This window comes from Halomonas sp. SCS19 (assembly GCF_040147015.1).
Classification (GTDB): Bacteria; Pseudomonadota; Gammaproteobacteria; order Pseudomonadales; family Halomonadaceae; genus Halomonas; species Halomonas litopenaei.
In genome coordinates this window covers 1,907,982-1,934,796 of sequence record NZ_JAMSHN010000001.1, presented here as the reverse complement: position 1 = coordinate 1,934,796, position 26,815 = coordinate 1,907,982, and the positions used below count along the sequence as shown (strand labels likewise).

The following is a 26,815-nucleotide window of genomic DNA, read 5'->3' as shown; positions in this document are numbered from 1 at the left end:
TGGGCTCCCGAGCCCCGCTATCGGAAAGGAGACCACCTTGAGTCACAAGGTCATGCACATCTGCCTGTCGGACGGCTGGGGCGGACTGGAAATGTATCCTTCGAGGATTATACCGGAGCTTGCCGCTCAGGGGTGGCAGGTGCATGCCCTGGCACTGGGCGGGTCGCGGGTGGCCAGGAGCCTCGATGATGCCGGTGTGCCGACGCTGACTGCCCGCTCCAGAGGCTCGGCGCTTTTCGGTGTGCGCCGGTGGCTTGAGTACCTGGCTCGTCACGACATCCGCCTGTTGCACTGCCACAAGTCCAGCGACCTGCGCCTGGCAGCTCTGCTGGCGACCTTGCGTCCTCGGCTAAAGGTGGTGTTCACCGACCATATGGGGGTCACCCGGCCGAAGAAGGACCTGTATCACCGCTGGGCCTACGGACGGGTGTCGCGGCTGTTGTCCATCAGCGAGGCGACCCGGCGACGTAACGTCAAGGCCTTCGCTCTGCCGGCCGAGCGTATCCAGCGACTGTACCTGGGGATCGACCCGGCGCCGCTGGCGCCGCGTCTGGACGCCGGCGAGCGGCGCGCCCTGCGCGCAAGCCTCGGGCTGCCAGCGTCGGCCACCACCATCGGAGTGGCGGGGCGACTGACGCCCGGCAAGGGCCAGCGGGTGTTCGTCGAGGCCCTGGCGAGACTGATCGCCGAGCATCCGGCGCTCGATATCCATGGGGTCATCATCGGTGGACTCAGCGCCGAGGAGGGCAGTCGTGAGGAGTACGTGGCCGAGCTCGAGGCGCTGGTCGCCGAGCAGGGACTGTCGCAGCGCATCACCTTTACCGGCTTTCGGCGTGACCTGGCGCGGTTGTTCGAGGTGCTCGACGTGGTCTGTGTGCCGTCGCGCAACGAGGCCTTCGGCCTGACCGTGATCGAGGCCATGGCCGCCGGCAAGGCGGTGATTGGTTCGCGTAGTGGCGCCATCCCCGAGTTGATCGACGCTCACAGTGGCCGCCTGGCAGACCCCGAATCCGCCTCCGAATGGGCCGCCGCCATGCTGGAATTGGCGCAAGATGGCGAGCTCAGGCGACGTCTGGGCGAAGAGGCGCGACGTCGGGTCAAGCAGCACTTCCTGCTGTCACAGCATGTTGAGGGGCTGACTCAGGTCTATGACGACGTGCTCGCTGGCCGGCCTGCCGTCTGACGAGTGACACCGCTTGCTCAGAGATGTGAGTAAGCGGTCGCTATCGATGTGGGTGGTGCTGTAAAGGTGTTTTGAAGCCGAGAATCGATCACAGGCAGCTATCGATCAAGGCCGCTATCGATCACAGGCTAGGCGTCGCTATAGCCGCGGCGGATCTCTTCGAGCGCCTGCTGGGCCGACCTCTCGTCGACGCAGAAGCGGGCCAGCGAACGTCCCAGTCGCGCCAGATTGCCCTCGCGCCATTTGCCAGGGGCGCGCAGGCGACAGCGGTCCAGGTCGATCAGCCAGACCCGGTCGCTGTCGTCGACCAGCAGGTTGCGGGCGTTGAGGTCGACATGGTCGAGGCCATGATCGTGGAAGCGTCGGATGACCTGGCCCACTTCATGGAGCAGGCCCGTGGCCAGATCACCGCTGCCGAGATGCTCTGCCAACGCTCGGGTGGCCGGCAGGCGTTCGGTGATCAGCGCGGCCTCGTAGCTTGGGCCATGACGAACGACGCCTCCCAGCACCGGCCGCGGCACCGGCAGGCCGGCCTGGTAAAGCCGCGCCGTCAGACGCACTTCGCGAAAGGCGCGACTGCGTTCGAGCCCGGTCCACAGGTAGCGGGAGGTCGATAGCCGGGCGACGAGACCGCCGCGGCGGTAGGGCCGCAGCACCCACTGACGATCGCCCACCTCGAGAAACAGACTCTGGCCGCGACCCGGCGCCTGTCCGGTCACCAGGCCTGCCTCGCGCCAGTATTCTGGCGCCAGCAGAGCGGGTCCGATTTGTGGCCGCGGTACAGCGTCACATAAACTGGTGGCATCGTATAAAATGCCCACCTTTCCTGACTGATACGTTGCCAACCGCATGAAGCATCCTCTGCCCGCTCGTCCTGCCCACATCGGCGTGCTGCGTCTCTCTGCCCTGGGAGACGTGTGCAATCTGGTGCCCACGGTTCGAGCCCTGCAGCGCCAATGGCCCGAGGCGCGGATCACCTGGATCGTCGGCAAGGGCGAATACAGTCTACTGACCGGCCTGTCAGGGGTCGAGTTTGTCGTCTACGACAAGTCGACCGGCCTCAAGGGCATGCGGGCGCTATGGCGCGAGCTGGCCGATACACGCTTCGACGTGCTGCTGCACATGCAGCAGGCGCTCAGAGCCAGCGTGCTGTCGCTGGGACTCAAGGCCAAGGTGCGGGTGGGCTTCGACCCGGCGCGGGCCAAGGACCGACAGTACTGGTTCACACATCGTCAGCTGGCCCCGCGAGAGCGCGCCCACGTGCTGGAGTCGTTCATGGACTTCGCGCGCCTGCTGGGAGTCGAGGATACCTCGCTGGAGTGGCGACTGCCGGTGCCGGACAGCGCCTACGCCGAGGCCCGGGAGCTCACCGGCGACAGCGCCTACCTGTTGATCAGTCCATGTGCCAATCCGCGCCTGCGCAACTTTCGCAACTGGTCGGCGGAAGGCTACGCCGCCGTGGTGGAGCACGCCTGGACCCAGTTTGGCCTGAAGACGGTGATGACCGGGGGCGGCAGTACCCAGGAGCGCGAGATGGGCTCGCGCATTCAGTCGCTGTGTCACCCCGAGGCGGTGATCGACGCCATCGGCGCCACCTCGCTCAAGGGTCTGCTGGCGCTGATCGATCGCGCCCGGGTGGTGATCGCCCCGGATTCCGGCCCGGTGCACATGGCCAACGCCCTGGCTACCCCGGTGGTGGGCCTGTTTGCCACCACCAACCCCGATCGCGCCGCGCCCTACCTGTGGCGCGACTACGTGGTCAATCGCTACCCTGACGCCGTCCGGGAGTTCCTCCAGGCGGATCCCGACACCATCACCTGGGGCCAGCGGGTCCGCCATCCCGATGCGATGTCGCTGATTCGCGCCGACGACGTGATCGAGCGACTCGATACCCTGCTCGCCGACACCGCCTCGCAACACCGCTCCGACCTCGATAGGGAGTCACCCGATGAAGCTTGATCTGACCGCGCTTGAGCGCTCCCGCGTGCTGGTGGTGGGCGACGTCATGCTGGACCGCTACTGGCACGGCGGCACCTCCCGGATATCACCGGAGGCCCCGGTGCCGGTGGTGCGCGTGGAAGAGTGCGAGGATCGTCCGGGCGGCGCCGCCAACGTGGCGTTGAACATCGCCTCCCTGGGCGCCCACGCGGCGTTGGCCGGACTGGTCGGTGACGACGACAATGCCGACCGTCTGACCGCGCGCCTGGAGGAGGTGGGTGTAAGTACTCACTTTCACCGTACCCCCGGCATGCCCACGATTACCAAGCTCAGGGTGATGAGCCGTAATCAGCAGTTGATCCGGCTGGACTTCGAGGATGGACTCGACAAGATCGACACCTCGGAGCTGGCGCCCAGGCTGATCGAGGCCACCGACAACTTCGACCTGATCATCCTGTCCGACTACGGCAAGGGCACCCTGGCCAACGTCGAGATGGTGATCCCGGAGATGCGCCGGGCCGGCAAGCGGGTGCTGGTGGACCCCAAGGGCAGCGATTTCCGGCGCTATCGTGGTGCCAGCGTGATCACCCCCAACCTGGCCGAATTCGAGGCGGTGGTCGGGCCCTGCCCCAGCGACGACATCCTGGCCACCAAGGGCGAAGCGCTGCGCGAGGAGCTCGAGCTCGAGGCGCTGTTGATCACCCGCAGCGAGAAGGGCATGACGCTGATTCGCGAAGGCCATGACCCCTTGCACCTGCCGACTCGGGCCCGTGAGGTCTACGACGTCACCGGCGCCGGCGACACCGTGATCGCGGTGTTGGGCCTGGCGCTGGCTGCCGGTCACGGCTTCGCCGAGGCCATGACCCTGTCGAATCTGGCGGCGGGTCTGGTGGTGGCCAAGCCCGGCACCGCGACGCTGTCCATCGCCGAGCTTTACACCGCGCTGCACGGCGACAAGCTGGCCGAATTCGGCGTCATCGAGGAATCACCGCTGGTGCTGGCGGTGCGCGCCGCCCAGGCCCGTGGCGAGCGAGTGGTGATGACCAACGGCTGTTTCGACATTCTTCATGCCGGCCACGTGGCCTACCTGGAGCACGCCCGCCAGCTCGGTGACCGGCTGATCGTGGCGGTCAACGACGACGCCTCGATCCGTCGGCTCAAGGGCCCCAAGCGGCCGATCAATCCGCTCAATCGCCGCATGCAGGTGCTGGCCGGGCTCGGCGCGGTGGACTGGGTGGTGCCCTTCGCCGAGGATACGCCGGCTCGCTTGATCGAATCGGTGCTGCCGGACGTGCTGGTCAAGGGCGGGGACTACCGGCCCGAGGATATCGCCGGCGGCGAAGCGGTGCGTGACGCCGGGGGCGAGGTCAAGGTGCTCGGCTTCGAGGATGGCGTCTCCACCACCGCCATGATCTCGACCATCCTCGATCGCGAGAGCTGAGGGTGAGCTGGCCACGGCTCGCCTATTCAGGTGCCATCGGACTGCTGTCGCCGCTGATCTGGCGACGGGTCTGGCGCGAACAGCTGCCGGATCGCGCTCGTGGCGAGCGGATGGGCTGTCTGCGGCCCTTCGCCGACGAGCGTCCGCGGCTATGGCTGCACTGCGCCTCGGTGGGCGAGGTGGTGGCGGCACGCCCGCTGATACGCGCCCTGCGCCTGCGCCATCCCGATCACCGACTGGTGGTCAGCACCATGACCGCCACCGGTGCCGAACGAGTGCTCTCGCTGGTGGACGACGTTCCCGAGGCGGAGGCGGCCGCTCCCCTGAGCCATGTCTTCGTGGCGCTCGACTTTCCCGGCGCCGCGCGCCGCTTTGTCCAGCGTCTGGCCCCTCGCCAGGCGATCTTCTTCGAGACCGAGCTGTGGCCGAACCTGCTGAGAGCCTGCGCCAGGCGGGGTATCCCGGTGGCGGTGGTCAATGGTCGCCTGTCACCCCGTGCCTTTCGTGGCTATCGGCGCCTGAGACCGCTGATGGCCGAGTCGCTGGCCTGTGTCGACTGGCTGGCGGCCAAGTCCGGTGAGGATGCCGAGCGTTTCGTCGAACTGGGCATGGCGTCCGACCACATCCAGGTCGTCGGATCGATGAAGTTCGACATGGCCCTTGATGATGCATCTCTCAAGGTGAGTGAGCGCTTGCACGCAGCCATCGGGCATCGCCCGATCTGGGTCGCCGGGTCCACCCATCCCGGTGAGGATGAGCTGCTGCTCGGGGTCCAGCGCCGCCTACAGGCGCGCTTTCCCGATATCCTGCTGGTGCTGGTGCCGCGCCATCCGCAGCGCTTCGAGGAGGTCGCCAGGCTGTGCCAGGAGGCCGGCTTCGAGACCGTCAGGCGCTCCCGGGGGCGCGTCCCCAGCGCCAGGGCAGAGATCTATCTTGGCGACAGCATGGGGGAGCTGCAGGCGCTCTACGGCACTGCGGACCTGGCCTTCGTCGGCGGCAGTCTGGTGCCCATCGGCGGCCACAATCTGCTCGAACCCGCGCTGATGGGCGTGCCGGTGGTGACCGGCCCGCATCTCGACAATTTCGAGGACGTGGCCCAGCTGCTGAGAGACGCCGGCGCGCTGGTCGAGATCGCCGACGCCGACGAGCTGGTCGAGCGTGTCGCCGCGCTGCTCGAGGATGCAGAACAGCGCAAGCGGCTGAGCGAGGCCGGGCAAGGCGTCATCGACACCCACCGGGGTGCGCTGGAGGCCACCCTCGCTGGCCTGGACCGGCTGCTTGGCCACAGCCAAGGCAGGTGACCGGGCTCAGGCGGGTAGATGCCGGCTGATGCCGTCGGCGCCGCCGATCAGCAGGATATCCGCCGGACGAGCGGCGAACAGGCCGTTGGTCACCACTCCGACGATCGCGTTGATGCGGGTCTCCAGGGCGACGGGGTCATCGATGTCGAGGCCGTAGCAGTCGATGATCTGATTGCCGTTGTCGGTGACCACGCCCTCGCGATAGACCGGATCGGCGCCAAGCTTGACCAGTTCCCGGGCGACGTAGGAGCGGGCCATGGGAATCACCTCGATAGGCAGCGGGAAGTCGCCCAGCCGCTCGACCCGCTTGGAGGCGTCGGCGATGCAGATGAAGGTCTTGCAGCAGGCCGCCACGATCTTCTCGCGGGTCAGCGCGGCACCCCCACCCTTGATCATCTGTAGGTGAGCGTTCACTTCGTCTGCGCCGTCGACATAGACCGGCATGGTGCCGACTTCATTGAGCTCGTAGACGTCGATGCCGTGCCCCTTCAATCGTTGGGCGCTGGCCTCGCTGCTGGCCACCGCTCCGCGGAAGTCCCCGCGCAGCTCTGCCAGGCGGTCGATGAAGCAGTTGGCGGTGGAGCCGGTACCGACACCGATCACGATGTCACGGCCGAGCATCGGGCGGACCTCGTCGATGGCGGCGGCAGCGACGGCGTCCTTGAGTTCGTCCTGGGTCATGGAATACCTGCGATGGGGAGCGTGAGAAGAGGAAAGCTGCGGCCATTATAGGGCATCGCGAAAGACGGAAGAAACGCTGTGTGGCGTGTCACCGTGGTGCCTGGGCTCCGCCCGCTTCCGCCCTCATCGCGGTCGCGGCAGCTCGGCACCGAGGCAAGCAATGTCTGCCTGGGGTGGCTGGCGCTGGACGTTGGGCGTGAGGCGATGCTAACAATAGGGGTTTTGCCCGCCTCCCTCACGCTGGATACCAGAATGCTCGAAGCTACCGTCAAGAAGATTCTCCAGGCCCGGGTCTACGAAGCCGCCCGAGAAACGCCGATCTCACCTGCGCCCATGCTGTCGCGACGGTTCAACAATCAGATTCTGATCAAGCGTGAAGACCTTCAGCCGGTGCACTCCTTCAAGGTGCGCGGTGCCTACAATCGCATGGCTCACCTGACCGATGAGCAGAAAGCCAAGGGCGTGATCGCCGCCTCCGCCGGGAACCATGCCCAGGGCCTGGCGCTGGCGGCCAAGCAGATGGGCGTCAAGGCGGTGATCGTGATGCCGCGCATCACCCCGGAGATCAAGGTGGCTGCGGTACGCGGCTGGGGCGCCAAGGTCATCCTCAAGGGCGACGCCTTCGCCGCCGCCGCAGAGCACGCTCAGGAGCTGGTCGAGGCCCACGGCTACACCTATATCCCGCCGTTTGACGATATCGATGTGGTCGCCGGACAGGGCACCGTGGCCATGGAGATCCTGCGTCAGCACAGCGGCCCCATCGATGCGGTGTTTATTCCGGTGGGCGGTGGTGGCCTGATCGCCGGCATGGCGGCCTACATCAAGTACCTGCGCCCGGAGATCAAGGTGATCGGGGTGGAAGCCGAGGACAGCGCCTGCCTGAAGGCCGCGCTGGAGGCCGGTGAAAGGGTCATCCTTGAACAGGTCGGGGTGTTCGCCGAGGGCGTGGCGGTGGCGCAGATCGGCGAGATTCCCTTTTCCCTGATGCGGGACCTGGTGGACCAGGTGATCACCGTCAACACCGACGAGATGTGTGCGGCGGTGAAGGATATCTTCGAGGATACCCGGGCGGTGTCCGAGACCTCCGGCGCGCTGTCGCTGGCCGGTCTCAAGAAGTACATCCAGGAGACCGGGGCCGAGGGCCAGACCCTGATATGCATCAATTCTGGCGCCAACACCAACTTCGATCGGCTCCAGCATATCGCCGAGCGTACCGAACTCGGCGAACAGCGCGAGGCGATCCTGGCGGTGACCATTCCCGAGCGACCTGGCAGTTTCAAGAAGTTCTGCCGCACCATCGGCAAGCGCATGGTCACCGAATTCAACTATCGCTACGCCGATGCCGACCAGGCCCACATTTTCGTCGGCATACAGGTCAAGCCGGGCGGCGAGGATCGCCAGGCGCTGATCGGCAAACTGATCGAGGCGGGCTACCCGGTCGAGGATCTGACCGACAACGAACTGGCCAAGCTGCATATCCGTCATCTGGGCGGCGGCAGGCCCCGTACCGAGTTCACCGAGGAAGTCTATCGCTTCGAATTTCCCGAGCGCCCAGGCGCGCTGATGAACTTCCTGACCCATCTGCCCCAGGACTGGAACATCTCGCTGTTCCACTACCGCAACCACGGTGCTGCCTATGGTCGGGTGCTGGTCGGCATGCAGATTCCCAACGGGGATCGCTCCCACGTCGAGGAACATTTTGACGCCATTGGCTATCGCTATTGGAAGGAAAGTGACAATCCCGCCTACCAACTATTTATGGCATAGCCATGGCGGGATGACGTCTTGGAAGTCGAGGCAAAGCGGCGTATCCTGCGCGCGCAAGCGCTGACTTACTTGCTGGGCATGATGACGCCTGGCTGACGGGCTTCATCGTGGAAGCGTGATGATTGCCATACGTGGGTGATCACCCTATAGTCTGAGTCAGTCGCTTTGACCACAACATCAAGACAATACGGCAAGCGGCCGTATGAAGGGAGTCAGGAATGAAACGCAAGCCCGATCTGATCATGTCACTGGTGCTGGTGTTCGGCCTGGGAGTCGTGGCGACCGGCTACGCCCAGGCGCTGGTGGGAGGTTGAAGGCACCAGGCACCATGGTCACGACATCGGCATAGATCCAACTCCGGCCGCCCTCAGGGGCGGCCGGAGGCGTTTCAGGCAGGGCGGATCACTCTTTGATCACTGACGATGGCGTTCAGCGGCACGTCCCAGGAGGCCACCGGCAGGCGTTCGACACGCTGGACGTCATGGGCCAGGCCGATCAGGCGTGGCCTGGGGCCGCCCTGTCCGCTGTCGGGATGGGCGAAGGCCAGGGTGCGATCGTAGAAGCCTCCACCCATGCCCAGGCGCTGGCCGGCGTCGTCGAAGCCCACCAGCGGTAGAAGGATGGCGTCCAGCGCCCAGGGCGGCAGACGGCGCGACGGATGGGCGCCGTGACGGCTGCAGGGTTCGCTGATGCCGAAGCGATTGGCGACCATGGGGGTGTGCTCGTCGTAGCGGACGAACCACAGGCGATTGTCGCTCAGGGGGCGCAGCACCGGAAGATAGGCCTGGGCGCGCCGCTGGCGTAGCCAGTCGAGCAGGGGGCGAGGATCGATCTCCCCGTCATTGGGCAGGTAGAGCGCCACGCGACGGGCACTCAGCAGTTCAGGAAGGCGACGCAGGCGAGCCAATAGTGACTGGCTGGCGGCCTGCTGCTGGCGCGGGCTCAGGGCCCGGCGGCGGCGGCGTAGTTCGCGCCGCAGCTCGGTACGTGACAAGTGTCCGAGCGTCATCTGTGCGTCAATGGAAGAGCGCAGATCGTTCATTCGAGGTTCCCCAGAGTGCCGCTGTCGTTCTGGCCCTTGAACCCATAGGTTCAAGGTGGGTGGCCGCAGCCGAGCCGTCAGGCTTTCCGTCGCACGGACTTGCACACGGGCCCGGCTAGCATTTGGCCCCCTGGGTACTGCGCATAGGCTCGAGGGACTGTAACGACTGGCGCACACCCCAGGGAACTCCTCCATGCTACCAGACCGGGGCCTGGCGCCAAAGTGAAGATGCCTTCGAGTGCTTGGGGAGGCAGTGTCGACCAGGCGCGCTGGTCGCGAGACACCAGCAAGGGGATGAGGTGCTGGCACGGCTCTCGCAGATGAGGCGGGGCGCGGACCACCGGGGCGGTACGGGACGTGATGCGGGCTCAGGTACCGAAAGCCCTGATCAGCCTTGATCAGACGTCGGAATCGCGACTCGGCGCCTTGGCGAGCGCCTGTTCCAGGCGGGTGTTCAGCTCGCTCAGGCTGGCTTCGCCTGCACGCTTCTCGTCACGCAGGCCCAGCAGTTCGTGGGCCAGGTTGAGTGCAGCCATGATGGCGATCTTCTCCCGATCCACCACCTTGCCCTGGGCGTGGATCCCCTGCATGGCCTGGTCCAGATAGCGGGCAGCACGCTCCAGTCCCTCCTGCTCCTCGGGGGCACAGGCGATGGTGTAGGGGCGTTCTAGCAGCGTAATGTCGGTGGTATGCCGCTTGGTGTCATTCATGGGCCTGGCTCCGGGGCGGGCCTTGGCTAACGCAGCGCCGAACGGGCAGGATGCGTTACCATCGGGGATCGATTGCGAGTCACTATAAGAGAGCCTTCAGCGGGGGGTCAACGCGACACCTCAAGACGGGATCACCGACGGCGCTTGCCGATGCCATTGGCAAGCGGCTTCTGGTCACCCCGGGGGCGCCGCGGTATTGCCACCCTGAACCTCTTCTTCAGCGGATATCATCATGTCTTTGATCAACGAACGCCAGGACTTCTCCACCATCGCCGACACCTTTTTGCTGCATGGCAGCATGCAGTCGCCGGCCTTTCTCGACGGGCGCCTGTGCGCGGCACTCGGCCTGCACGACCTCACCGCCGAGGCCTGGCTCGAGGAGGTCTGCCTGACCCTCGGGGTCGACCAGCCCAGAGACGAGCCCAGCGCCGAACGCCTGCTCGGCTGGCGCCGCCAGACCCTGGACGCCCTGGCCAGCACTGAGCTGAACTTCGAACCGCTGCTGCCTGACGAGATGTTCTCGCTGGCCGAGCGGGCCCAGGGCCTCAAGGAGTGGACCCTCGGCTTTCTCGAAGTGGTGGAGGATGCAGGCGACGCGCCCAGAAAGAAGTGGTCCGAGCCGCTCAGGGAGGCCATCGAGGATCTCGCGGGTTTGGCCGCCATCGAGACCGATATCGACGACAGCGCCGAGAACGAAAACGACCTCTTTGCCCTGACCGAACACGCCCGCATGGCGGCGATGCTGCTCTATACCGAACAGCACCCTGGCACCCCGCAGGTCGAGCAGGTCGACGAGACGCCCCCCACCACCCACTGACGTTTGCCAAAGTCCCGAACGATGCCTGCAAAGTTCGGGATTTTTCCCTCCTTTTCCCGTCGTCAGAGCCTGCTATGCTGGATGGTGTGATCGATCCGGCAGCGCACTTCTGGGCTCGGGTCGCCGGCGAATCGGCCGCTTACCTATCCTTGGCGATCATGCCTTTCTCGGCGATCACACCTTTCTCATCGGGGCGTGCCTCTGGTGTCGTGGACGCTTTTTGCCGCCGCCCGGGGCGCCGCCGCTGGTCGACGACCGAGTAGTCGTGGGTCGGGTCGTCGTGGACCGGATGATCGTCGGATTACCGCGCACATGGGTGCGCCAATTTTCCAGAAGAGTCTCGTGTCACAGGTCCTGCAAGGGAGGGATGCTGGTGGTTGAGGTATAAATCAGGATGCTGTTTCGCCAGGGTAGTTGGTGGTTTTATAGCCAACTAGCACGCTAATAAATGTTTGATTACGTAAAGTTATTACAGGAATACAGTAATGCCGCAAGACACCCCCGAGAGCACTGTGGAACCAACGGCAAGCCGCCTTTCAGCGAACGCCCCTCAGGCGTCTTGCCAGGAGGGTGGCCATGCGGTCGAGCGGGTCGACGTGGCGATCATCGGCGGGGGGCTGGTGGGGGCGAGCCTGGGGGCGGCCCTGGCGGAATTGATCGAACATTCCGGCCTAAAGGTCGCGGTGGTCGAGGCCGCACCGATGGCACCGCTCGCACCGTTGCCGCAGGAAGCGGCGCCTTCGGCGGGAGAAGACGACGCCTGGCAGCCAAGCTTCGACGCCCGCGCCAGCGCCATTGCGGCGGGGTCCGCCGCGCACTTTTCGCGCCTCGGGGTGTGGTCGGCCATGGCCGCGAAGGCCAGCGCGATCTCGCTGATCCATGTCAGTGAGAAGGGGCGCCTTGGTGCGACGCGCCTGCGTGCCGACGAAATGGGCGTCGAGGCGCTCGGCTACGTGGTACCCAACGCCTGGATGGGGCGGGTGCTGCATCGCCGCCTGGCCGCACTGCCGCTCGACTGGCACTGTCCGGCTCGGGTGGAGCGTATCGAACCCGTGGCCGCAGGCCATCGTCTGTGGTTGTCCAGCGGCAGCGTGCTGGAGGCTGGCCTGACCGTGCTGGCCGACGGCGGTCGCTCTGGCCTCAAGGAGGCGCTGGGGATCGAGAGCGACGCGGCCCCCTACGATCAGGTGGCAATGATCGCCAATGTCGCGGTCGGGCGCCCCCACCAGGGCGTTGCCTACGAGCGCTTCACACGGCAAGGCCCGATGGCGCTGCTGCCGCTGCCGGGACAGGCCATGGAGCTGGTGTGGACCCATGAAAAGGGCAGCGAACAGCGCCGCCTGGCATTGTCGGACCGCGCCTTTCTCGAAGAGCTGCAGGCCGCCTTTGGCGATCGAGCCGGCGCCTTCGTCAAGGTCGGCCAGCGTCACGTCTACCCGCTGTCGCTGGTCACCGCGCGGGAGACGACACGGCCGGGACTGACGGTGCTGGGCAACGCCGCCCACGCCCTGCACCCGGTGGCGGGCCAGGGCTTCAACCTCGCGCTGCGAGGGGTGATCGACCTGGTCGAGGCCATCGAGCAAGGGCTCGAGGCCGGCCAGGCGCCTGGCAGCGCGGCGACCCTGGCCGCCTTCGAGCGACGCCGCGAAACGGACCAGCGCAATGTGGTGCGCTTCAGCGACGGCCTGATTCGGCTGTTCGGCATCGACCAGCCACTGCTGTCCCACGCCCGTGCCGCGGGACTGATTGGCCTGAACCTCGCAGGGCCGCTGAGGCGGGGCCTCGCCAGGCGGGCCATGGGCAGCGAACGATAACTGGGTAGGGGCAACCCTGGCCCGTTGGTGTCATCTGGCTCACAGGGCCTTCCCATGGCGTCAGGCAGCCTTCAGGCACTGCCCCTGAAAGCCTGGCGGTCGAGCATAGGATTGCCCTTGGCGGTACACTGGGTGCGCTGCGTTGCCGCGACCCTGAGGGCGAATCCGCAAAGGCACGTGGTGCAAGCGAGTCAGTGATTGTCAGGAAGACTGGGAGAGCGAGACGCCGATGAAGGAGCAGGCAGAGGGTTCAGCCGCCAAGGCAGCGCCGACGGGAGTCGATGTGGTGATCGCCGGTATCGGCATGGTAGGTGCCGTACTGGCCGTGCTGCTGGCACGGGAAGGCTGGACGGTCGCCATGGTGGACCCGCGTCCGGGCCCGCTGGACTCGGATGACCTGCCTGGCAGTGTGCCGGCGCCCCGCGTCAGCGCCCTGACCCCGGTGTCTCGACGGTTGCTGGAAGGCCTCGGTGCCTGGCCGCGCATCGACGCCTGGCGCGCCACGCCCTACACCGCCATGCAGGTGTGGGACGCCGATGGCTCCGGCGAGGTCGGCTTCCGCGCCGATCAGGCCGGCGTACCGGTGCTTGGCCATATCGTCGAAAACGATGTGATTCTTGCGGCGCTGGAAGCCGAGCTGTCGAGGCTGCCTCAGGTGCAACGCCTGCATGGTCGCAAGGTGGTGGCGTTGGACGACGGCGCCGTTCGTCGGCGGGTGACCCTGGATGATGGCAGCGTGCTGGCCGCCTCGCTGGTGGTCGGCGCCGACGGTGCACGTTCACCGCTGCGCGAGCTGGCCGGGATAGCGGTACGTGAACAGGACACCGGACAGTGCGCGCTGGTGACCACGGTGAAGACCGAGCGGCGTCACGGCGGTGTAGCCCGTCAGGCCTTTCTGGCCACCGGCCCCCTGGCCTTCCTGCCGCTGACGGTGGCGGGAGACAGCCACTACTGCTCGATCGTCTGGTCCACCACCCCGCAGGAAGCCGAGCGTCTGGCGGCACTCTCGCCGGCGGCGCTGGGCCAGGCCATGGCCGAGGCGCTGGATCATCGCTTGGGTGCGGTGGAGGTGCTGGATGAGGCCAGGAGTTTTCCGCTCAGCCAGCGCCACGCCGAGCGCTACCACCTGCCGGGGCTTGCGCTGATCGGCGACGCCGCTCACAGCATTCACCCCCTGGCCGGCCAGGGGGTGAATCTGGGCTTTCTCGATGCGGCGGTACTGGCCGAAGAGTTGCTGAACGGGCGCCGTCGTGGTGTAGCACCTGGCGGCGTGAGCCTGCTGGCACGCTATGAGCGACGTCGGCGTGGCGATAACGCCATGATGCTGGTGCTGATGGAAGGCTTTCGGCGTCTGTTCGGCAGCCGCCACCCGGGCCTGACGCTGGCGCGCAACCTGGGGCTTTCCGGCGTCGACCGGCTGTCTCCGATCAAGCGCCTGATCATGCAGCAGGCCACCGGCTCACGCGGACGCCTGCCGCTTAGCTGTCGCTAGGGGGCAGGCAGAGTGCAGGCCAGGGCCTCGTCGCCCGGCTTAACGCGTGTCGCGCTGACTGATCACGTTCAGCGCCTTCAGCAGATTCAGTGCCTCGCCCAACTGGTAGTCGCCGTCCAGCCGATCGCTGCGGCTGCTGCCGGCGCGATCTCCACCATCGCCAAGATGTCCTTCAAGATCTGACTCGCGAATGCGCAGGTTGCTGGTATCGGCGACCTCGAGACGGCCGCGCACGACCTCGACGTCGGGCTCGATACCCTGGGCCTGGATCGAGCGACCGTTAGGGGTGTAGTAGAGCGCGGTGGTCAGCTTGAGCCCTTCACCATTGCCCAGCGGCATGATCTGCTGCACCGAGCCCTTGCCGAAGCTTTCGGTGCCCATCACCACGCCTCGGCGCTGGTCCTGCAGGGCGCCTGCGACGATCTCGGCGGCGGAGGCGCTGCCGCCGTTTATCAACACCACCAGCGGCACGTCCGGCGCCGCGGTGCGTTGGGTCGCCGAAAAGCGCATGTCGCTATCGGACAGTCGCCCCTCGGTGTAGACGATCAGGCCACGGTCGAGGAAGGCGTCGGCCACGTCCACCGCCGACTGCAGTACGCCGCCGGGGTTGTTGCGCAGGTCCAGCACGATGCCTGACAGGGCCCCCTGGTCGCGCAATTCGGTCAGGGCATCCTCTACCTGCTCGCCGGTGCGGGCCTGAAACTGACTGATGCGCAGATAGCCGTAGCCGGGCTCGAGGATGTCGCTCTTCACGCTGTCGGTACGGATGATTTCCCGGGCCAGGGTGACCTCACGTGGAGCACCATCGCCGGCGCCGACCACTGTCAGGCGAATCTCGGTGCCTGGCTCGCCACGCATCATGTCCACCGCTTCCTGCAGGGATAGCCGATCGGTGGGGGTCTCGTCGATGCGCAGGATGGCGTCCTGAGCCTGAAGTCCCGCGCGCTCGGCCGGGGTGTCGTCGATCGGCGAGATCACCGTCAGCTGGCCGTCGTCGAGCCCGACCTCGATGCCGATCCCGCCAAACTCGCCTTCGGTGGTCTCCCGCAGGTTGCGATAGGCCTCGGCGTCGAGGTAGCTGGAGTGGGGGTCTAGCTCCGAGAGCATGCCGCGCATGGCGTTCTTGAGCAGGGTCGCATCATCGACCTCTTCCACGTAGCCGCGCTTGATCCGCTCGAACACCTCGGAGAAGGCCTGGATCTCGCTGATCGGCAGATCATCGTCGGTCGCCTGGGCGCTGGCCAGCGAAGGCCAGGCCAGGGACGCGGCGAGGCACCACGCAAGGCAAGTCCCGGTCAGTGTCTTGAGGCGCGAGGGACGGTGGGCGGCTCGGGGTTCGGTCATGCGGTCTCCGCTCGACGTAGGGGCAAGGTTCAAGCATAGCCTTAGGCCGGATGGTTGAAAATGGCGTGTGCTCAGCGCCGCGCGATCCAGCCACCAGGATCGATGGGGTCACCGCCACGGCGTACCTCGAAATACAGCCCCGGAGCGTCGCGGCCTCCGCTGACGCCGACGCGGCCCAGTGTCTGGCCGCGCTCCACACGGCTGCCAACCTCCGTCTCGAAGCGTTGCAGGTGGGCGTAGAGGGTCATCACCTGGTCGCCGTGGTCGACGATCAGCAGATTGCCGAAGCCGCGCATCCAGTCGGCGAACACCACCCGGCCGGGGTGAACCGCTTCGACCGAAGTCCCGGATGGCGCCTGAATCAGGATGCCGTTGCGGTGGACGCCGCGGGATTCGCGAAAGCGCGACAGCATCATGCCCTGCACCGGCCACGGCAGGTCGCCTCGGGTGCGCTCGATGGCGGTGGACGGCGGCGGGCGCTCGAGCCGTGCCATGGTTTCCTGCACCTCGCGCAGGACCCGCTCGGCGTGGGCCCGGTCCTGGTCCAGCGATGCCAGCTTCGAGGCCTCGGTGTCGTAGCGTTGGTCGAGCTGTGCCACCAGCGCCTGACGCTCGCGGCTCTGCCTGGCCAGGGCCTGGCTACGGGCCGCCACATCGGCCTCCAGGGAAGCCAGCTCCTCGCTGCGGTGTTCGAGCTCGCGGCGATTGTCCTCCAGACGCTTGTCCAGTTCAGCGAGCAGGTCGAGGCGCTCGTTGCGGGCGTCGGCAAGATGGTTGAGATAGGCCTGCATGCGGTCCAGTCGTGCTGGGTCGTCCTGATTCAGCAGCAGCTTCAACTGTGGTGTCAGGCCCATGCGATAGAGCGCATCGAGTTGACGACCCAGGGCCGCCCGCTGCTCCCGGCGTTCGGCTTCCATCAGTTCTCGACGATGCGCAAGCTCGGCCATCTCCTGGTCGAGCCGACGGCGTTCGGCCTGCAGCGTATCCAGGCGCTGATGGGTCTCGGCCAGCGCAGTTTCCACCTCGCGCAGGGCTTCGCTGGCCTGGTCGCGGGCGCTATCGGTGCTGGCCAGGCGCTGACTGGCCTCTTGAATACGCTCGCCGATGGCGTCGAGCCTTTGCCTGGCCTGCTGTTCGCTGGGACTGGCCTGAGCAAGCGGCAAGCCGGCCTGTGTCACAGGAGTGAGCGGTAGGCCACCCAGCCACAGGACCGCTGCGCCCAGGGCGACAGCCGCGCGGACAAACCCACAACGCCGCCCCGGGCGGGGCGGCGTCGTACGTGGTGGTGGGCAGCTGCCGGGCTGGCGCCTCGATGGCGCGACTGGGGCTGCGGTGCGCAGAGGTCTCACGACAGCTCGATCAGTACCTCGCCGGTCATCTCCTCCGGCACCGACTCGCCCATCATGGTCAGCAGGGTCGGCGCCAGGTCGCACAGGCGACCGCCGTCCTTTAGCCGGGCCTCGCGGCTGCCCACGTACACCAGCGGCACCGGGAAGGTGGTATGCGCAGTCTGGGGGTTGCCGGTCTCGGGGTGCACCATCTGCTCGGCGTTGCCGTGATCTGCGGTGATCAGGCAGGCGCCGCCGGCGCGCTCGATCGCTTCGACCACCCGGCCCACGCACTTGTCTACCGCCTCGATGGCGGCCTTGGCGGCGTTGAAGTCACCGGTATGGCCGACCATGTCGCCGTTGGCGTAGTTGCAGATGATCAGGTCGAAGCTGCCGCCGTCGATGGCGTCGACCAGGGTGTCGGTGAGCTCGAAGGCGCTCATCTCGGGCTTCTCGTCGTAGGTCTTGACGTCCTGGGGTGAAGGAATCAGCTCGCGCTTCTCGCCCTCGAATTCCTTCTCGCGGCCGCCGGAGAAGAAGAAGGTGACGTGGGCGTACTTCTCGGTCTCGGCGATGCGCAGCTGGGTCTTGCCGCGCTTCTCCATGACCTCGCCCAGGGTGTTGTTCAGGTCCGCTGGCGGGAAGGCCGAGGGCGCGGGAATATCCGCGGCGTACTGGGTCAGCATGACCAGGCCGTCGGCGGCCAGCGTCGGCTGTACTTGACGGTTGAAGCCGTCGAAGTCCTCGAGCACGAAGGCACGGGTCAGCTCGCGGGCGCGGTCGGCGCGGAAATTCAGGAACAGCACGGCATCGCCGTCTTCGGCAGCGACCGGCTTGCCGTTCGGGCGCACGCTGGTGGCGGCGACGAATTCGTCGGTCTCGCCACGCTCATAAGCGGCGTCGAGGCCGGCTTCGGCGCTCTCGGCCTGGTGCTCGCCATGGCCCTCGGTGATCAGGCGATAGGCCTTCTCGACGCGGTCCCAGCGGTTGTCGCGGTCCATGGCGAAGTAGCGGCCGATGATCGAGGCGACGAAGCCGTTGTCCTGACCCACCAGCTCGGCAAGCTTGGCGTTGGCGCGCTCGATGGAGGCTCTGGCGCTCTTGGGCGCGGTGTCGCGGCCGTCGAGGAAACCGTGCAGGTAGATGCGTTTGGCGCCACGCCGCGCGGCCATCTCGGCCACCGCCAGCAGGTGATCCTCGTGGCTGTGAACGCCACCGGGGGACAGCAGGCCGAGCAGGTGGACCGCCTTGTCCGCCTTCACCGCCGCGTCGATGGGCGCGGTCAGCACGGCATTGTCGTCGATCTCGCCGTCTTCGATGGCCTTGGTGATGCGGGTGAAGTCCTGGTAGACGATGCGCCCGGCGCCGAGGTTCATGTGACCGACCTCGGAGTTGCCCATCTGACCGTCCGGCAGGCCCACGTGGCGGCCATCGGTGTGGATCAGGGTGTGCGGGCGTTGCTGCCACAGGCGGTCCATGTTGGGGGTGTCGGCGGCGGCGACGGCGTTGGACGCGGCGTCTTCATTGTGTCCATAGCCGTCGAGGATGATCAGCGCCACCGGGCGCGGTGCGGTCGCAGTATCCGTCATGAGGAATTGCCTCTAGCTCAAGATGACCTCGCCCGGCATCCTTTTGTTGGCGCTCGACGCCTGGCGTCGTCGCCGGATGTCCTGGGGTGTCGTGGGTAAACGCTGGTGCCTGGCGATTCGGGAAGCGCGCCCGACAATAAGATCGGCGCGTCTTCGTGAGTCTCGTGGCTTGCGGTTTCAGGCTCGCGACACGATCCTCCTTGCGGCATCATATCGCACGCTGGCAGCGGTCGTCATTGACCCGACGAGGCAGTGTCCGGAGGCAGGCGGCATCGCCCCCGAGTCGTGTATACTGGCCGCCCTGCGGCGGGTAGCGGTGATCGAGCGCGGGCAACGTACCTGCGTCTCGCGTCGTCCGGTCTGTAGACTGGACTCGCAACACCGGCCTTGAGGCACAGGTCTTGTGACATAGATCTTGTAACAAAGGCCATGGACGCCGATTTCGCCACCCAGGCCACCACCATTTTTGCATCCGACGAGAGTTAGCCGACCCCATGATCGATCAGCTGTTCGAATTTGTGCAGAATCACCCGTTGCTGGTGGCTGCCTTCCTGGCCGTGCTGACGGCCTGGCTGCTGTATGAGCTGCGCAACGCCAACGCCGGTGGCGTCACCACCAGCGAAGCGACCCAGATGGTCAACCGCGAAGACGCGGTAATTCTGGACGTTCGCGACAAGAACGACTTCAAGGCGGGACACATCGCCGGCGCTCGCAACATTCCCCAGAGCAGCCTCGATTCCCGTTTCAACGAGCTCGACAAGGTCAAGGCCTCGCCCATCGTGGTGGTGTGCAAGCACGGCCAGAGCTCAGGTGCCGTGGCGGCCAAGCTCAAGAAGGCTGGCTTCGAGCGCGTGTTCAAGCTCAAGGGTGGCATGACCCAGTGGCAGACCGATAACCTGCCCATCGTCAAGAAGTGACCGTCCGCACGATTTCTGATTACCCGATTCAAGGATCTTTCTCATGGCAGACGACAACAACCAGAACGCTGGCGCCCAGGCCGCCGGTCAGCAGGATCAGGAAAAGCCGCAGGTGCAGTTCTCGCTGCAGCGCATCTACGTCAAGGACATCTCCTTCGAGGCGCCGAACTCACCTGGCGTCTTCGGTCAGCCGTTCAAGCCCAAGGTCGGCCTCGACCTGGACTCCCGCAGCACCAAGGTCGCCGACGGCCTTTTCGAGGTGGTGATCAAGGTCACCGCCCAGGTCACCCACAGCGAGAGCGGCACCACCTGCTTCCTGGCCGAGATCGAACAGGCCGGCCTGTTCCGCATCACCGGCATCGAAGGTGACCAGCTCGACCACACCCTGGGTGCCTTCTGCCCCAACGTGCTGTTCCCGTACGCCCGCGAGTGTGTCGACAGCCTGGTCAATCGTGGCGGCTTCCCGCCGCTGATGCTGGCACCGGTCAACTTCGAGGCGCTCTACGCCCAGAAGAAGCGCCGCGAGGCCGAGCAGGGCGATGCTCAGGGCACTGCCCAGGGCGAGCAGGCGCCGACCGCCCACTGATGAGCGACGCCGCCTTCCAGGGCCCCCGCATCCACGTCGCCGCCGCGCTTGTCGCCGGCGGCGACGTCGTTCTGCCCGAAGGAGCCGCGCGACATGTGGGGCGCGTGCTGCGGCTCAAGCCCGGTGATTCCCTGGTGCTGTTCGACGGTCAGGGTCGCGAAGCCCGTGCCGACATCGCCGAGTCCGATCGCAAGAAAGTAAGCGTTCACATACTCGAAGTGCGCGATGGAAACGGCGAATCGCCCTTGTCTGTGCACCTCGGCCAGGCGATCTCCAAGGGTGATCGCATGGACTACGCCATCCAGAAGGCGGTGGAGCTCGGCGTCGCCGCGATCACTCCGCTGTACACCGAGCACGGCGATGTGCGCCTCAAGGGCGAGCGTGAGGCAAAGAAGCTGGCCCACTGGCAGGCGGTGGCGGTGAGCGCCTGCGAGCAGTGCGGCCGCGCCACGGTGCCCGAGGTCAGGGCCCCGCAGTCGCTGAGCGAGTGGCTGGGCCAGCGTGACGAGGCGCTCAGGCTGGTGCTCCACCCGGGTACGCCAGGCGTGCTCGAGCGCGCCGAGCATGTCGCCAGCGCCTGCGTGCTGATCGGCCCCGAGGGTGGCCTGTCCCCGCGCGAGGTCGAGGCGGCGACGGCACAAGGATTTGCGGCGCTGACCCTGGGACCACGGGTCCTGCGTACCGAAACCGCCCCGGTGGTGGCGATGACGCTTCTGCAATCACGCTTCGGGGATATGTAAGTGCTTACTTTAGGCGCTCAGCGTTGTCCCGGCTGACCCGATCCGGCATCCTGATCCGCGTGTCGAAAAAGGCCCGGCTCCTGTTTCGAGGAGTCGGGCCTTTTTTGCGCTGGTGGTAGAGATCCGTTCAGCCATCTCGCCTCAGTCTTGTTCGTCCATGCTGGGTTCTCGCCTCTTTTGCTCCATTCGCCCCTTTCGCCCCTCTCGCCGCTTTCGCTCCATTCGCCCCTTGTCGTCCAGGCCCTCGCGCTGACTGCCTGGCAAGCGCGATGCGCATCAGGCGCTGAAAGGTGGGGCATTCCAGGTGGCGGGGTGCGGTGCAGGTCATGGCATGGCGCAGGCCATCGCGGATCGCGCTCAATTGCTTGATGCGCCGGTCCAGGGCGTCCGCCTTGGCACCCAGTCTTTCGCGGTCGATGTCGGGGTTGCCTTCCGGGCCAAGCATGTCGCCTATCTCGGCCAGCGAGAACCCGGCTGCCTGTCCCAGGGCGATCAGCGACAGGCGTGACAGCACGTCCGGCGCAAAGACCCGCCGCAGCCCACTACGTCCGATCGAGCGGATCAGTCCGATCTCTTCGTAATAGCGCAGTTTCGACGCGGCGACGCCGCTTTGCCGGGAGACCTCGGAGATGTCGAGCATGGCGCTTGACCTAAAGTTGACTTGAGGTCGTAAGCTACTTCGGCTTTGCCTGAACTTTCAAGAGAGCGCGCGACGTTGCCGCCTCTTGGCCATCAGGATGCGTTTCTCTTCGATCGGCTCGGCAGCGAGCTCTCTGTGCTGAAGGAGTAGTGCAGTGGCAGGACTTCTGGTTGATGCCATTTGGCTTGGCGTGGGGGCGACCGCCTTCATGGATGTCGTCGCGCTGGCGCAGCGCCGGGTACTCGGCATTCCCTCTCTGGACTACGCCCTGGTGGGGCGCTGGCTGGGTCACCTGGCGGGAGGCACTGTCGTCCATCGCCCCATCTCGGGAAGCGCGCCGATACGCGCAGAGGCGGCGCTGGGGTGGACGTTTCACTATCTCACGGGCGTGGTGTTCGCCCTGGTGTTTCTGGTACTTGTCGGATCGGATTGGCAGCAACGACCGGCGTTCGTGTCCGCGCTGGTGTTCGGTGTGGTGACGGTGCTTGCCCCGTTTCTGGTGCTGCAACCGGGGTTGGGCGCAGGCATCGCCGCCCGCAGGACCCCTCAGCCAAACATCGCCAGGCTTCGCAGCCTGACGGCGCACGCAAGCTTTGGTATCGGCCTTTGGGTAGCCGGGCTTGGGGGCATGCTCGCCTTCTAGGGCTTGTCTGAAAAGTGCCTGCGCTCGGTAATACGGCGTTAAAAATCGGCTGGTGCGCCAGCCCGGTCAAAATGCTCATTTACACCCCGTAAACTGCGCTTTCTCACCGATTTTTGCCTTGTCTAACCTTCGCTCGTCGACTTTTCGGACAGCGCCTAGGGCGCGTACGACGAGCGCCTGAGCTCTGCAATACCGGCGTGCAAATTCGTGCTAGTGAGCGCTTACATTCTGACTGGGCGTGGTTGTCCAGCCTTTCCCCCGCAGGACGCCAATAGCCTCTCGTGAATAGCCCGGCTCATGTGAGCCGGGCTTATGTGAACCGGGCTATCCAGGATGCCGGGACGAGGGACAATGCCCTGGTTCATTCGTCCCTGGCGCAGCATTGCGGTCAGCCTTGATGGCTCAAACGTCCAGGGTTCCTTTCAATGACGAATCCTCGATGGCGCTGCGAAGCTCTGCGACCACTTCGCCGGGAAGCGGGATGCCCTGATCGAGAAACTCGGTGCGACGCCTGAGCCCCGATTGGCCTGGCAGCCGCACAGGACGTTCGGGGTCAACGGGCTTGGCTTGCAGACAGGCTTCGACCAGGTGGTCGGTTTCGTCGAGGAAGTCGCTGCTCCCTGCAAATAGTGCCGGATCGATCACCATGACGGTCACCGAGGCCCCCCACCCACTTGGATCGTCCTTGCGTCCGAAGCCACCAAGAGCCGAGGTCAGTGCCTCAACCATCAATCCCATGGCAAAGCCCTTGTGGCCAAACTCGCGCCCACCAAGCGGGAGAATGCTGCCCTGAGGATCCGTGAAGTAATCTTCAGGGTTGTCGCTGACGACCCCCTGGTTGCTGAGGATGACCGGATGATCGAGCCTTGAGCCCTCGGCCCTGGCCTTGGCCACGCTGCCGTTGGTGACGGTGGACATGCTGACGTCCAGCATGATCGGCTGGATTCGGCTCGGGATTCCCATGGCGATCGGGTTGGGTGTGTAGACTGGGTCGAGCCCCCCGTATGGCGCCACCGACTTTACCGCCGGGTCAGACGTCATGATGATCGGCATCAGACCCTGGTCGACGAAGGGCTTCAGATAGGAGGCCAGGCAGGCAATGTGGTGGGATCGCTTGATGCTGACGATACCGATCCCCGACGTCCTGGCCGCATCAGCACTTTGCTCAAGCGCCTTCTGGACCAGGTAAGGGCCGAGGATATAGTGTCCGTCGTAGGCCGCCGCCACAGGGCTGATCTGGCGGGATTCGAGCAGCGACGCATCACCACGTGCATGGCCGGACTTCAAGTCCTTGAGGTAGCCGTTGGCCAGTTTTACCCCATGGGTATGGTGTCCCAGCAGGTCCCCCTCGATGAGGATGCTGCTGGTCGTCCGACTGACTTCTTCGGATGCGCCGGCCTCTCTGAAAAGTGTCACCAGGACATCTTCCAACCACGGTGTCGTATAGCGTCTCATGATAATTCCTGTGCCTTGTTGGAGTTGGCGTGCTTGAACTTCTTGTAGGCCATGGTCAGCAACGGCGAGAGCCACAGCAGAATGACGAGGGCGCCTAGCCCTGCGCTGATCGGGCGTGAAAAGAAGGCCAGCAGGTCGCCATTGCTCTTGAGCATGGAGCTCATGAAGTTATTTTCCAGGGTAGTGCCCAGCACCAGCCCCAGGATGGCGGGCGCCATCGGGAAATCGCACCTCGCCAGGATCGATGCCACCGCGCCGATAATAAGCATGATCCAGACATCGGTAATCGAATTGTTGATCGAAAATGCGCCAACGATGCAGAAGCAAAGGATAATCGGCATAAGTACCTTCCTTGGCGTCAGGATAAATACTTTTGCCGACCGTATTGCGGCATATCCAATGGGCAGCATCACCAGGTTAGCCAGGAAAAAGACGACAAAAAGTGCATAGATCAACCCACTGCCATCCATGAAGATGGTGGGGCCGGGGTTCATGCCCTTCATGTACAGCACTCCGATGACGATGGCCGTGATGGAGTCTCCCGGGATGCCGAACACCAAAGCCGGCACCCAGGCGCCGCTGATGCCAGAGTTGTTGGCGGAGCTGGCATCGACAATGCCTTCAATATGGCCCGTCCCGTATGCCTCCTTTTGCTTTGAGCGACCTTTGCCCACGGCGTAGGAAATCCAGGCGGCTATGTCGGCACCGGCGCCAGGGAGCGCCCCGATCAGGGTACCGATCGATCCTCCGCGAAACATGTTGGGCCAGTAGGCCTTCAGGTGTCCTGGAACTTGGCTGAAGACGCTATCCTTGGAAAGCGACGGCATTGCTCTACCATCGCCACGTGAACCATAGAAGAGCATCAACTCGTTGAGCGCGAACATGCCGATCATGACCGGTATGAAGTTGATGCCGGCCATGAGGTCCGGGATGCCGAAGGTAAAACGAGGAGCACCACTCATCATGTCCAGCCCGACAGTGGACAAGAGAAGGCCGATCATCAATGACAGGAAGGCCTTTACCCTGGAGCCGATAGCGATAAAGATCGAGCAGCTCAAACCCAGCAAGGCCAGCCAGAAATACTCAAATGAACTGAACTGAAGAGCGACCTCCGCCAGTGACGGAGAAACGAAGACAAGAATAATGGTGCCGAAGATTCCACCAAATACCGAGCAAACCAGGTTGACGCCAAGGGTTTCCCGGGCCCGTCCGGACCGCGCCAGAAGGTGGGAGTCACCTACATAGGCAGCGGAGGATGGTGTTCCAGGAATATTCAGATAGGTCGCAGGAATGTCGCCGGAGAATATCGCCATGGCAGATGTGGTCACGATCGCCGCGATAGCCGGAACCGGATCCATGTAAAAGGTGATCGGTACCAGCAAGGCCACCGCCATGGTAGCCGTAAGACCTGGTACGGCACCAACGAAAACACCAAAGACGGAGGCGGCTAGAATGACGAGCAAGGTCTCGACATTGAAGACTAGCTGTAACCCTAGAAGAATGGTATCCATGACTTATCCCCAGAATCTCATCAACCCTTCGGGAAGGGGAATCATTAGGTAGGTGGAGAAAATAAAATATATGATCAGTGATGCGAGTATGGATACGGCCAGGGATAGAAGAAGTGAAGCCTTACGGGAAAGCATAAGAACGAAAATACCAATGGCGAGGCTAACCGCTGCGCCCAGGAATTCACTGGTGAGGATATAGAAGATAATCATCACGCAGGGAAGAAGTGACGCCAGGAGCGACCGGATAGGAAGCGGCCGGTTATTGCCCGGAGTGTTACTGGCATACTGGGTCTTTAAAATGGGGACCTGCTTTACCGATAGGAACAAACCACCTATAAGAAACCCTCCCCCTATGAGGGAGGGAAACAGAGATGGCCCAAATTGCAGGCTAGCCATCGTCGGGTACTGTTGGGCTACATAGATGACGATGCAGCCCGACAGCATGAAGGCTAGCCCCAAGATGAAATCTCTCATCTAGCAATCCTTACTTGCCCAGACCGACGTTCTCGATGATCTCACCGTAGACCGCGTCCATCTCGACCATCAGCTGGCCGAACTCTTCCGCGTTACGCCACTCGGTGCCGAACCCCTGCTGGGACATGAAGTCCTGATAGGTATCGCTGTTGTAAGCTGCTTCCAGTGCGGTCTCCAGCGTAGCGACGACCTCGGGATCCATTCCCTTTGGCCCAGCAATGCCGCGCCATTCGCCGACAAGATAGTCGCTGCCGATCGCCTCCTGGATAGTCGGAACGTCAGGGAAACTCTCGATGCGCTCCGGTCCCATCACGCCCAGGCTCTTGGCACGTCCCGCTTCGATCATCGAACGTGCTTCAGGAACAGAGCTCGGAACGATCTCCAGGCCGCCAGCGGCAAGTTCGGTCATGGCCGGTGCGGCGCCCTGACTGGGAATCCAGGTGACGCGGTCAGCTTCCATACCCTGATCCATCAGGAAACCGGCGAAGGCCAGGTGCCAGACGCCCCCCAGACCGGTACCGGATGCCTGGAAGGTTCCCTTGGGTTCTTCCCGGATGGCTGCTACCAGGTCTTCCAGAGACTCATAGGGAGCATCTGCGCGGACCTGAATCCCCGGGTAGTCGAAGTTGATCTGCCCGATCGGGGTGTAGTCTTCGTAGGTCAGGTTGGTCAGCCCCTGCCAGTGCATCATGTTGAGCTCGCCAGTCACCAGGCCCAGCGTGTAGCCATCGGGGCGAGCCGTGGCCATGGCGCTATGACCGACGACGCCGCTGCCGCCTGTGCGGTTGACGACGTTGACCGTCTGGCCAAGCTCCTCTTCGAGTGCGGTGGCAATGGTCCGCGCGGTGGCGTCTGTGCCTCCACCGGCCGCCCAGGGGACGATGATGGTGATGGGCTTTTCCGGATAGGCAGCAAAGGCAGAACTGGAGGCTGCGAGCAACAGCGTTGCGGTGACGGTCTTGACGGTTTTTGTGTTGATTATGGCTTTCATTGGCATGCCTGGATCGTCTAATTATGGATTGTAGGGAGTAACGAATCTAGCACGCTGTGTTCATTGCGTACAATGAACGTTTTTTAGACTTTAGTTTAGTTCCCGGCCGAAAAAGGGCTCTTTTGTGAGCCACGGATTCACGCGGAAGAAAAGGCGATAAGTGCTCGGGTCGGCCAAGCAAAAGATACCCGTGGCGAGGCCGCAGAGAGGCAGAAAAGACTATAAAATCATTCAATAACAGATGGTTGTGAGAGGTGCCGGTTGGCGGTGGGGACTATTGCTCTACCCTGGCCGACAGACACAATGGTGGACTCTTGTTGGCCACCAGCGGCTCAGATCGCCAGAAAGATGACGGCTATAAGGGAGGGTAGACAAGAGTCATCGCCGTCTAGAAATTGGCTTTGTTAATGC

Annotated in this window: 24 protein-coding genes and 1 other RNA gene; 12 read left to right on the top strand and 13 right to left on the bottom strand. The window is 64.6% G+C overall.

The window, feature by feature from the left end:
• Positions 1 to 37 precede the first annotated feature (37 nt).
• Entirely contained in the window at positions 38 to 1,183 is a 1,146-nt protein-coding gene (locus NFH97_RS08370) for a glycosyltransferase family 4 protein (protein WP_349624677.1), read from the top strand.
• 128 nt (positions 1,184 to 1,311) lie between these two features.
• On the opposite strand, the gene NFH97_RS08365 is transcribed toward NFH97_RS08370, so the two are convergent.
• Entirely contained in the window at positions 1,312 to 2,034 is a 723-nt protein-coding gene (locus NFH97_RS08365) for a 3-deoxy-D-manno-octulosonic acid kinase (protein ID WP_349624676.1), read from the bottom strand.
• On the opposite strand from NFH97_RS08365, the gene NFH97_RS08360 reads away from it, so the two are divergent.
• The 3 genes from NFH97_RS08360 to waaA are packed head-to-tail and all read left to right on the top strand — an operon-like array spanning position 2,033 to position 5,863.
• A complete protein-coding gene (locus NFH97_RS08360; protein ID WP_108131936.1) occupies positions 2,033 to 3,142 on the top strand; it encodes a glycosyltransferase family 9 protein in 1,110 nt (369 codons plus the stop codon). The two genes, NFH97_RS08365 and NFH97_RS08360, sit on opposite strands and share 2 nt — an antisense overlap.
• Positions 3,132 to 4,562, top strand: coding sequence for a bifunctional D-glycero-beta-D-manno-heptose-7-phosphate kinase/D-glycero-beta-D-manno-heptose 1-phosphate adenylyltransferase HldE (gene hldE, locus NFH97_RS08355; RefSeq protein WP_045990977.1), 1,431 nt, complete (start codon positions 3,132 to 3,134; stop codon positions 4,560 to 4,562). The genes NFH97_RS08360 and hldE overlap by 11 nt, the downstream gene beginning before the upstream one ends.
• 2 nt (positions 4,563 to 4,564) lie before the next feature.
• Positions 4,565 to 5,863, top strand: coding sequence for a lipid IV(A) 3-deoxy-D-manno-octulosonic acid transferase (gene waaA, locus NFH97_RS08350; RefSeq protein ID WP_213229449.1), 1,299 nt, complete (start codon positions 4,565 to 4,567; stop codon positions 5,861 to 5,863).
• 6 nt (positions 5,864 to 5,869) lie between these two features.
• On the opposite strand, the gene rpiA is transcribed toward waaA, so the two are convergent.
• Complete coding sequence (gene rpiA, locus NFH97_RS08345; protein WP_045990979.1) at positions 5,870 to 6,544, bottom strand: ribose-5-phosphate isomerase RpiA; 675 nt, start codon at positions 6,542 to 6,544, stop codon at positions 5,870 to 5,872.
• Between the two features lie 204 nt (positions 6,545 to 6,748).
• Between rpiA and ilvA the strand changes: the two genes are divergently transcribed.
• Positions 6,749 to 8,311, top strand: a complete 1,563-nt coding sequence (gene ilvA, locus NFH97_RS08340) for a threonine ammonia-lyase, biosynthetic (protein ID WP_260425355.1) — start codon at positions 6,749 to 6,751, stop codon at positions 8,309 to 8,311.
• 388 nt (positions 8,312 to 8,699) lie between these two features.
• Here the strand turns inward: ilvA and NFH97_RS08335 are convergent, their stop codons facing one another.
• The 3 genes from NFH97_RS08335 to NFH97_RS08325 form a co-directional block, all read right to left on the bottom strand.
• On the bottom strand, positions 8,700 to 9,320 hold the full coding sequence (locus NFH97_RS08335) for a 5-formyltetrahydrofolate cyclo-ligase (RefSeq protein ID WP_253554819.1): 621 nt from the start codon (positions 9,318 to 9,320) through the stop codon (positions 8,700 to 8,702).
• Between the two features lie 36 nt (positions 9,321 to 9,356).
• A non-coding RNA gene (gene ssrS, locus NFH97_RS08330) (6S RNA) lies at positions 9,357 to 9,541 on the bottom strand.
• Between the two features lie 210 nt (positions 9,542 to 9,751).
• Positions 9,752 to 10,063: a cell division protein ZapA gene (locus tag NFH97_RS08325; RefSeq protein ID WP_045990982.1), complete on the bottom strand. Its 312-nt coding sequence runs from the start codon at positions 10,061 to 10,063 to the stop codon at positions 9,752 to 9,754.
• Between the two features lie 232 nt (positions 10,064 to 10,295).
• Between NFH97_RS08325 and NFH97_RS08320 the strand changes: the two genes are divergently transcribed.
• From NFH97_RS08320 to NFH97_RS08310, 3 genes are all read left to right on the top strand, one after another.
• Complete coding sequence (locus NFH97_RS08320) at positions 10,296 to 10,880, top strand: UPF0149 family protein (RefSeq protein WP_045990983.1); 585 nt, start codon at positions 10,296 to 10,298, stop codon at positions 10,878 to 10,880.
• Positions 10,881 to 11,365: 485 nt separating this feature from the next.
• The gene (ubiH, locus tag NFH97_RS08315; protein WP_349624675.1) at positions 11,366 to 12,694 is read left to right on the top strand and encodes a 2-octaprenyl-6-methoxyphenyl hydroxylase; all 1,329 of its coding nucleotides are present in this window, start codon (positions 11,366 to 11,368) and stop codon (positions 12,692 to 12,694) included.
• 229 nt (positions 12,695 to 12,923) lie between these two features.
• The gene (locus NFH97_RS08310; protein WP_349624674.1) at positions 12,924 to 14,186 is read left to right on the top strand and encodes a UbiH/UbiF/VisC/COQ6 family ubiquinone biosynthesis hydroxylase; all 1,263 of its coding nucleotides are present in this window, start codon (positions 12,924 to 12,926) and stop codon (positions 14,184 to 14,186) included.
• Between the two features lie 39 nt (positions 14,187 to 14,225).
• Here the strand turns inward: NFH97_RS08310 and NFH97_RS08305 are convergent, their stop codons facing one another.
• The 3 genes from NFH97_RS08305 to gpmI form a co-directional block, all read right to left on the bottom strand.
• On the bottom strand, positions 14,226 to 15,530 hold the full coding sequence (locus tag NFH97_RS08305; protein WP_349624673.1) for a S41 family peptidase: 1,305 nt from the start codon (positions 15,528 to 15,530) through the stop codon (positions 14,226 to 14,228).
• Between the two features lie 71 nt (positions 15,531 to 15,601).
• Positions 15,602 to 16,693: a murein hydrolase activator EnvC family protein gene (locus tag NFH97_RS08300; RefSeq protein WP_349624672.1), complete on the bottom strand. Its 1,092-nt coding sequence runs from the start codon at positions 16,691 to 16,693 to the stop codon at positions 15,602 to 15,604.
• Positions 16,694 to 16,875: 182 nt separating this feature from the next.
• The gene (gpmI, locus tag NFH97_RS08295) at positions 16,876 to 18,447 is read right to left on the bottom strand and encodes a 2,3-bisphosphoglycerate-independent phosphoglycerate mutase (protein WP_108449612.1); all 1,572 of its coding nucleotides are present in this window, start codon (positions 18,445 to 18,447) and stop codon (positions 16,876 to 16,878) included.
• Positions 18,448 to 18,941: 494 nt separating this feature from the next.
• Here gpmI and NFH97_RS08290 point away from each other — a divergent pair, with 494 nt between their 5' ends.
• From NFH97_RS08290 to NFH97_RS08280, 3 genes are read left to right on the top strand one after another with little or no spacing between them, the layout of a single operon-like run.
• Positions 18,942 to 19,364 (top strand): rhodanese-like domain-containing protein, encoded by a 423-nt coding sequence (locus tag NFH97_RS08290; protein ID WP_349624671.1) that lies wholly within the window; start codon positions 18,942 to 18,944, stop codon positions 19,362 to 19,364.
• Positions 19,365 to 19,407: 43 nt separating this feature from the next.
• Positions 19,408 to 19,950, top strand: a complete 543-nt coding sequence (gene secB, locus NFH97_RS08285; protein WP_349624670.1) for a protein-export chaperone SecB — start codon at positions 19,408 to 19,410, stop codon at positions 19,948 to 19,950.
• Positions 19,950 to 20,690, top strand: coding sequence for a 16S rRNA (uracil(1498)-N(3))-methyltransferase (locus NFH97_RS08280; protein ID WP_349624669.1), 741 nt, complete (start codon positions 19,950 to 19,952; stop codon positions 20,688 to 20,690). Before secB ends, NFH97_RS08280 begins: the two co-directional genes overlap by 1 nt.
• A gap of 127 nt (positions 20,691 to 20,817) precedes the next feature.
• Here NFH97_RS08280 and NFH97_RS08275 read toward each other — a convergent pair whose 3' ends face one another.
• Positions 20,818 to 21,330: a helix-turn-helix domain-containing protein gene (locus tag NFH97_RS08275; RefSeq protein WP_349624668.1), complete on the bottom strand. Its 513-nt coding sequence runs from the start codon at positions 21,328 to 21,330 to the stop codon at positions 20,818 to 20,820.
• Positions 21,331 to 21,484: 154 nt separating this feature from the next.
• On the opposite strand from NFH97_RS08275, the gene NFH97_RS08270 reads away from it, so the two are divergent.
• Entirely contained in the window at positions 21,485 to 21,973 is a 489-nt protein-coding gene (locus tag NFH97_RS08270; RefSeq protein WP_349624667.1) for a DUF2938 domain-containing protein, read from the top strand.
• Positions 21,974 to 22,375: 402 nt separating this feature from the next.
• On the opposite strand, the gene NFH97_RS08265 is transcribed toward NFH97_RS08270, so the two are convergent.
• Genes NFH97_RS08265 through NFH97_RS08250 form a run of 4 tightly spaced genes read right to left on the bottom strand, consistent with a single transcriptional unit; the run spans position 22,376 to position 26,404 of the window.
• The gene (locus NFH97_RS08265; protein WP_253029205.1) at positions 22,376 to 23,428 is read right to left on the bottom strand and encodes an Ldh family oxidoreductase; all 1,053 of its coding nucleotides are present in this window, start codon (positions 23,426 to 23,428) and stop codon (positions 22,376 to 22,378) included.
• Positions 23,425 to 24,939 (bottom strand): tripartite tricarboxylate transporter permease, encoded by a 1,515-nt coding sequence (locus NFH97_RS08260; RefSeq protein WP_045995208.1) that lies wholly within the window; start codon positions 24,937 to 24,939, stop codon positions 23,425 to 23,427. Before NFH97_RS08260 ends, NFH97_RS08265 begins: the two co-directional genes overlap by 4 nt.
• 3 nt (positions 24,940 to 24,942) lie before the next feature.
• Positions 24,943 to 25,413, bottom strand: coding sequence for a tripartite tricarboxylate transporter TctB family protein (locus NFH97_RS08255; protein ID WP_348827370.1), 471 nt, complete (start codon positions 25,411 to 25,413; stop codon positions 24,943 to 24,945).
• A 10-nt stretch (positions 25,414 to 25,423) separates the two neighbouring features.
• Entirely contained in the window at positions 25,424 to 26,404 is a 981-nt protein-coding gene (locus NFH97_RS08250) for a tripartite tricarboxylate transporter substrate binding protein (RefSeq protein ID WP_045995210.1), read from the bottom strand.
• Positions 26,405 to 26,815: the final 411 nt, after the last annotated feature.

What these genes read in the sequence shown, in the direction of transcription:
- NFH97_RS08290 (WP_349624671.1), top strand. Translation starts at nt 18,942, where the DNA reads ATGATCGATCAGCTGTTCGAATTTGTGCAGAATCACCCGTTGCTGGTG.
- NFH97_RS08310 (WP_349624674.1), top strand. Translation starts at nt 12,924, where the DNA reads ATGAAGGAGCAGGCAGAGGGTTCAGCCGCCAAGGCAGCGCCGACGGGA.
- NFH97_RS08335 (WP_253554819.1), bottom strand. Translation starts at nt 9,320, where the DNA reads ATGACGCTCGGACACTTGTCACGTACCGAGCTGCGGCGCGAACTACGC.
- hldE (WP_045990977.1), top strand. Translation starts at nt 3,132, where the DNA reads ATGAAGCTTGATCTGACCGCGCTTGAGCGCTCCCGCGTGCTGGTGGTG.
- NFH97_RS08255 (WP_348827370.1), bottom strand. Translation starts at nt 25,413, where the DNA reads ATGAGAGATTTCATCTTGGGGCTAGCCTTCATGCTGTCGGGCTGCATC.
- NFH97_RS08365 (WP_349624676.1), bottom strand. Translation starts at nt 2,034, where the DNA reads ATGCGGTTGGCAACGTATCAGTCAGGAAAGGTGGGCATTTTATACGAT.
- rpiA (WP_045990979.1), bottom strand. Translation starts at nt 6,544, where the DNA reads ATGACCCAGGACGAACTCAAGGACGCCGTCGCTGCCGCCGCCATCGAC.
- NFH97_RS08320 (WP_045990983.1), top strand. Translation starts at nt 10,296, where the DNA reads ATGTCTTTGATCAACGAACGCCAGGACTTCTCCACCATCGCCGACACC.
- ubiH (WP_349624675.1), top strand. Translation starts at nt 11,366, where the DNA reads ATGCCGCAAGACACCCCCGAGAGCACTGTGGAACCAACGGCAAGCCGC.
- NFH97_RS08260 (WP_045995208.1), bottom strand. Translation starts at nt 24,939, where the DNA reads ATGGATACCATTCTTCTAGGGTTACAGCTAGTCTTCAATGTCGAGACC.
- NFH97_RS08250 (WP_045995210.1), bottom strand. Translation starts at nt 26,404, where the DNA reads ATGAAAGCCATAATCAACACAAAAACCGTCAAGACCGTCACCGCAACG.
- NFH97_RS08360 (WP_108131936.1), top strand. Translation starts at nt 2,033, where the DNA reads ATGAAGCATCCTCTGCCCGCTCGTCCTGCCCACATCGGCGTGCTGCGT.
- NFH97_RS08325 (WP_045990982.1), bottom strand. Translation starts at nt 10,063, where the DNA reads ATGAATGACACCAAGCGGCATACCACCGACATTACGCTGCTAGAACGC.
- NFH97_RS08305 (WP_349624673.1), bottom strand. Translation starts at nt 15,530, where the DNA reads ATGACCGAACCCCGAGCCGCCCACCGTCCCTCGCGCCTCAAGACACTG.
- NFH97_RS08265 (WP_253029205.1), bottom strand. Translation starts at nt 23,428, where the DNA reads ATGAGACGCTATACGACACCGTGGTTGGAAGATGTCCTGGTGACACTT.
- gpmI (WP_108449612.1), bottom strand. Translation starts at nt 18,447, where the DNA reads ATGACGGATACTGCGACCGCACCGCGCCCGGTGGCGCTGATCATCCTC.
- secB (WP_349624670.1), top strand. Translation starts at nt 19,408, where the DNA reads ATGGCAGACGACAACAACCAGAACGCTGGCGCCCAGGCCGCCGGTCAG.
- NFH97_RS08275 (WP_349624668.1), bottom strand. Translation starts at nt 21,330, where the DNA reads ATGCTCGACATCTCCGAGGTCTCCCGGCAAAGCGGCGTCGCCGCGTCG.
- NFH97_RS08280 (WP_349624669.1), top strand. Translation starts at nt 19,950, where the DNA reads ATGAGCGACGCCGCCTTCCAGGGCCCCCGCATCCACGTCGCCGCCGCG.
- ilvA (WP_260425355.1), top strand. Translation starts at nt 6,749, where the DNA reads ATGCTAACAATAGGGGTTTTGCCCGCCTCCCTCACGCTGGATACCAGA.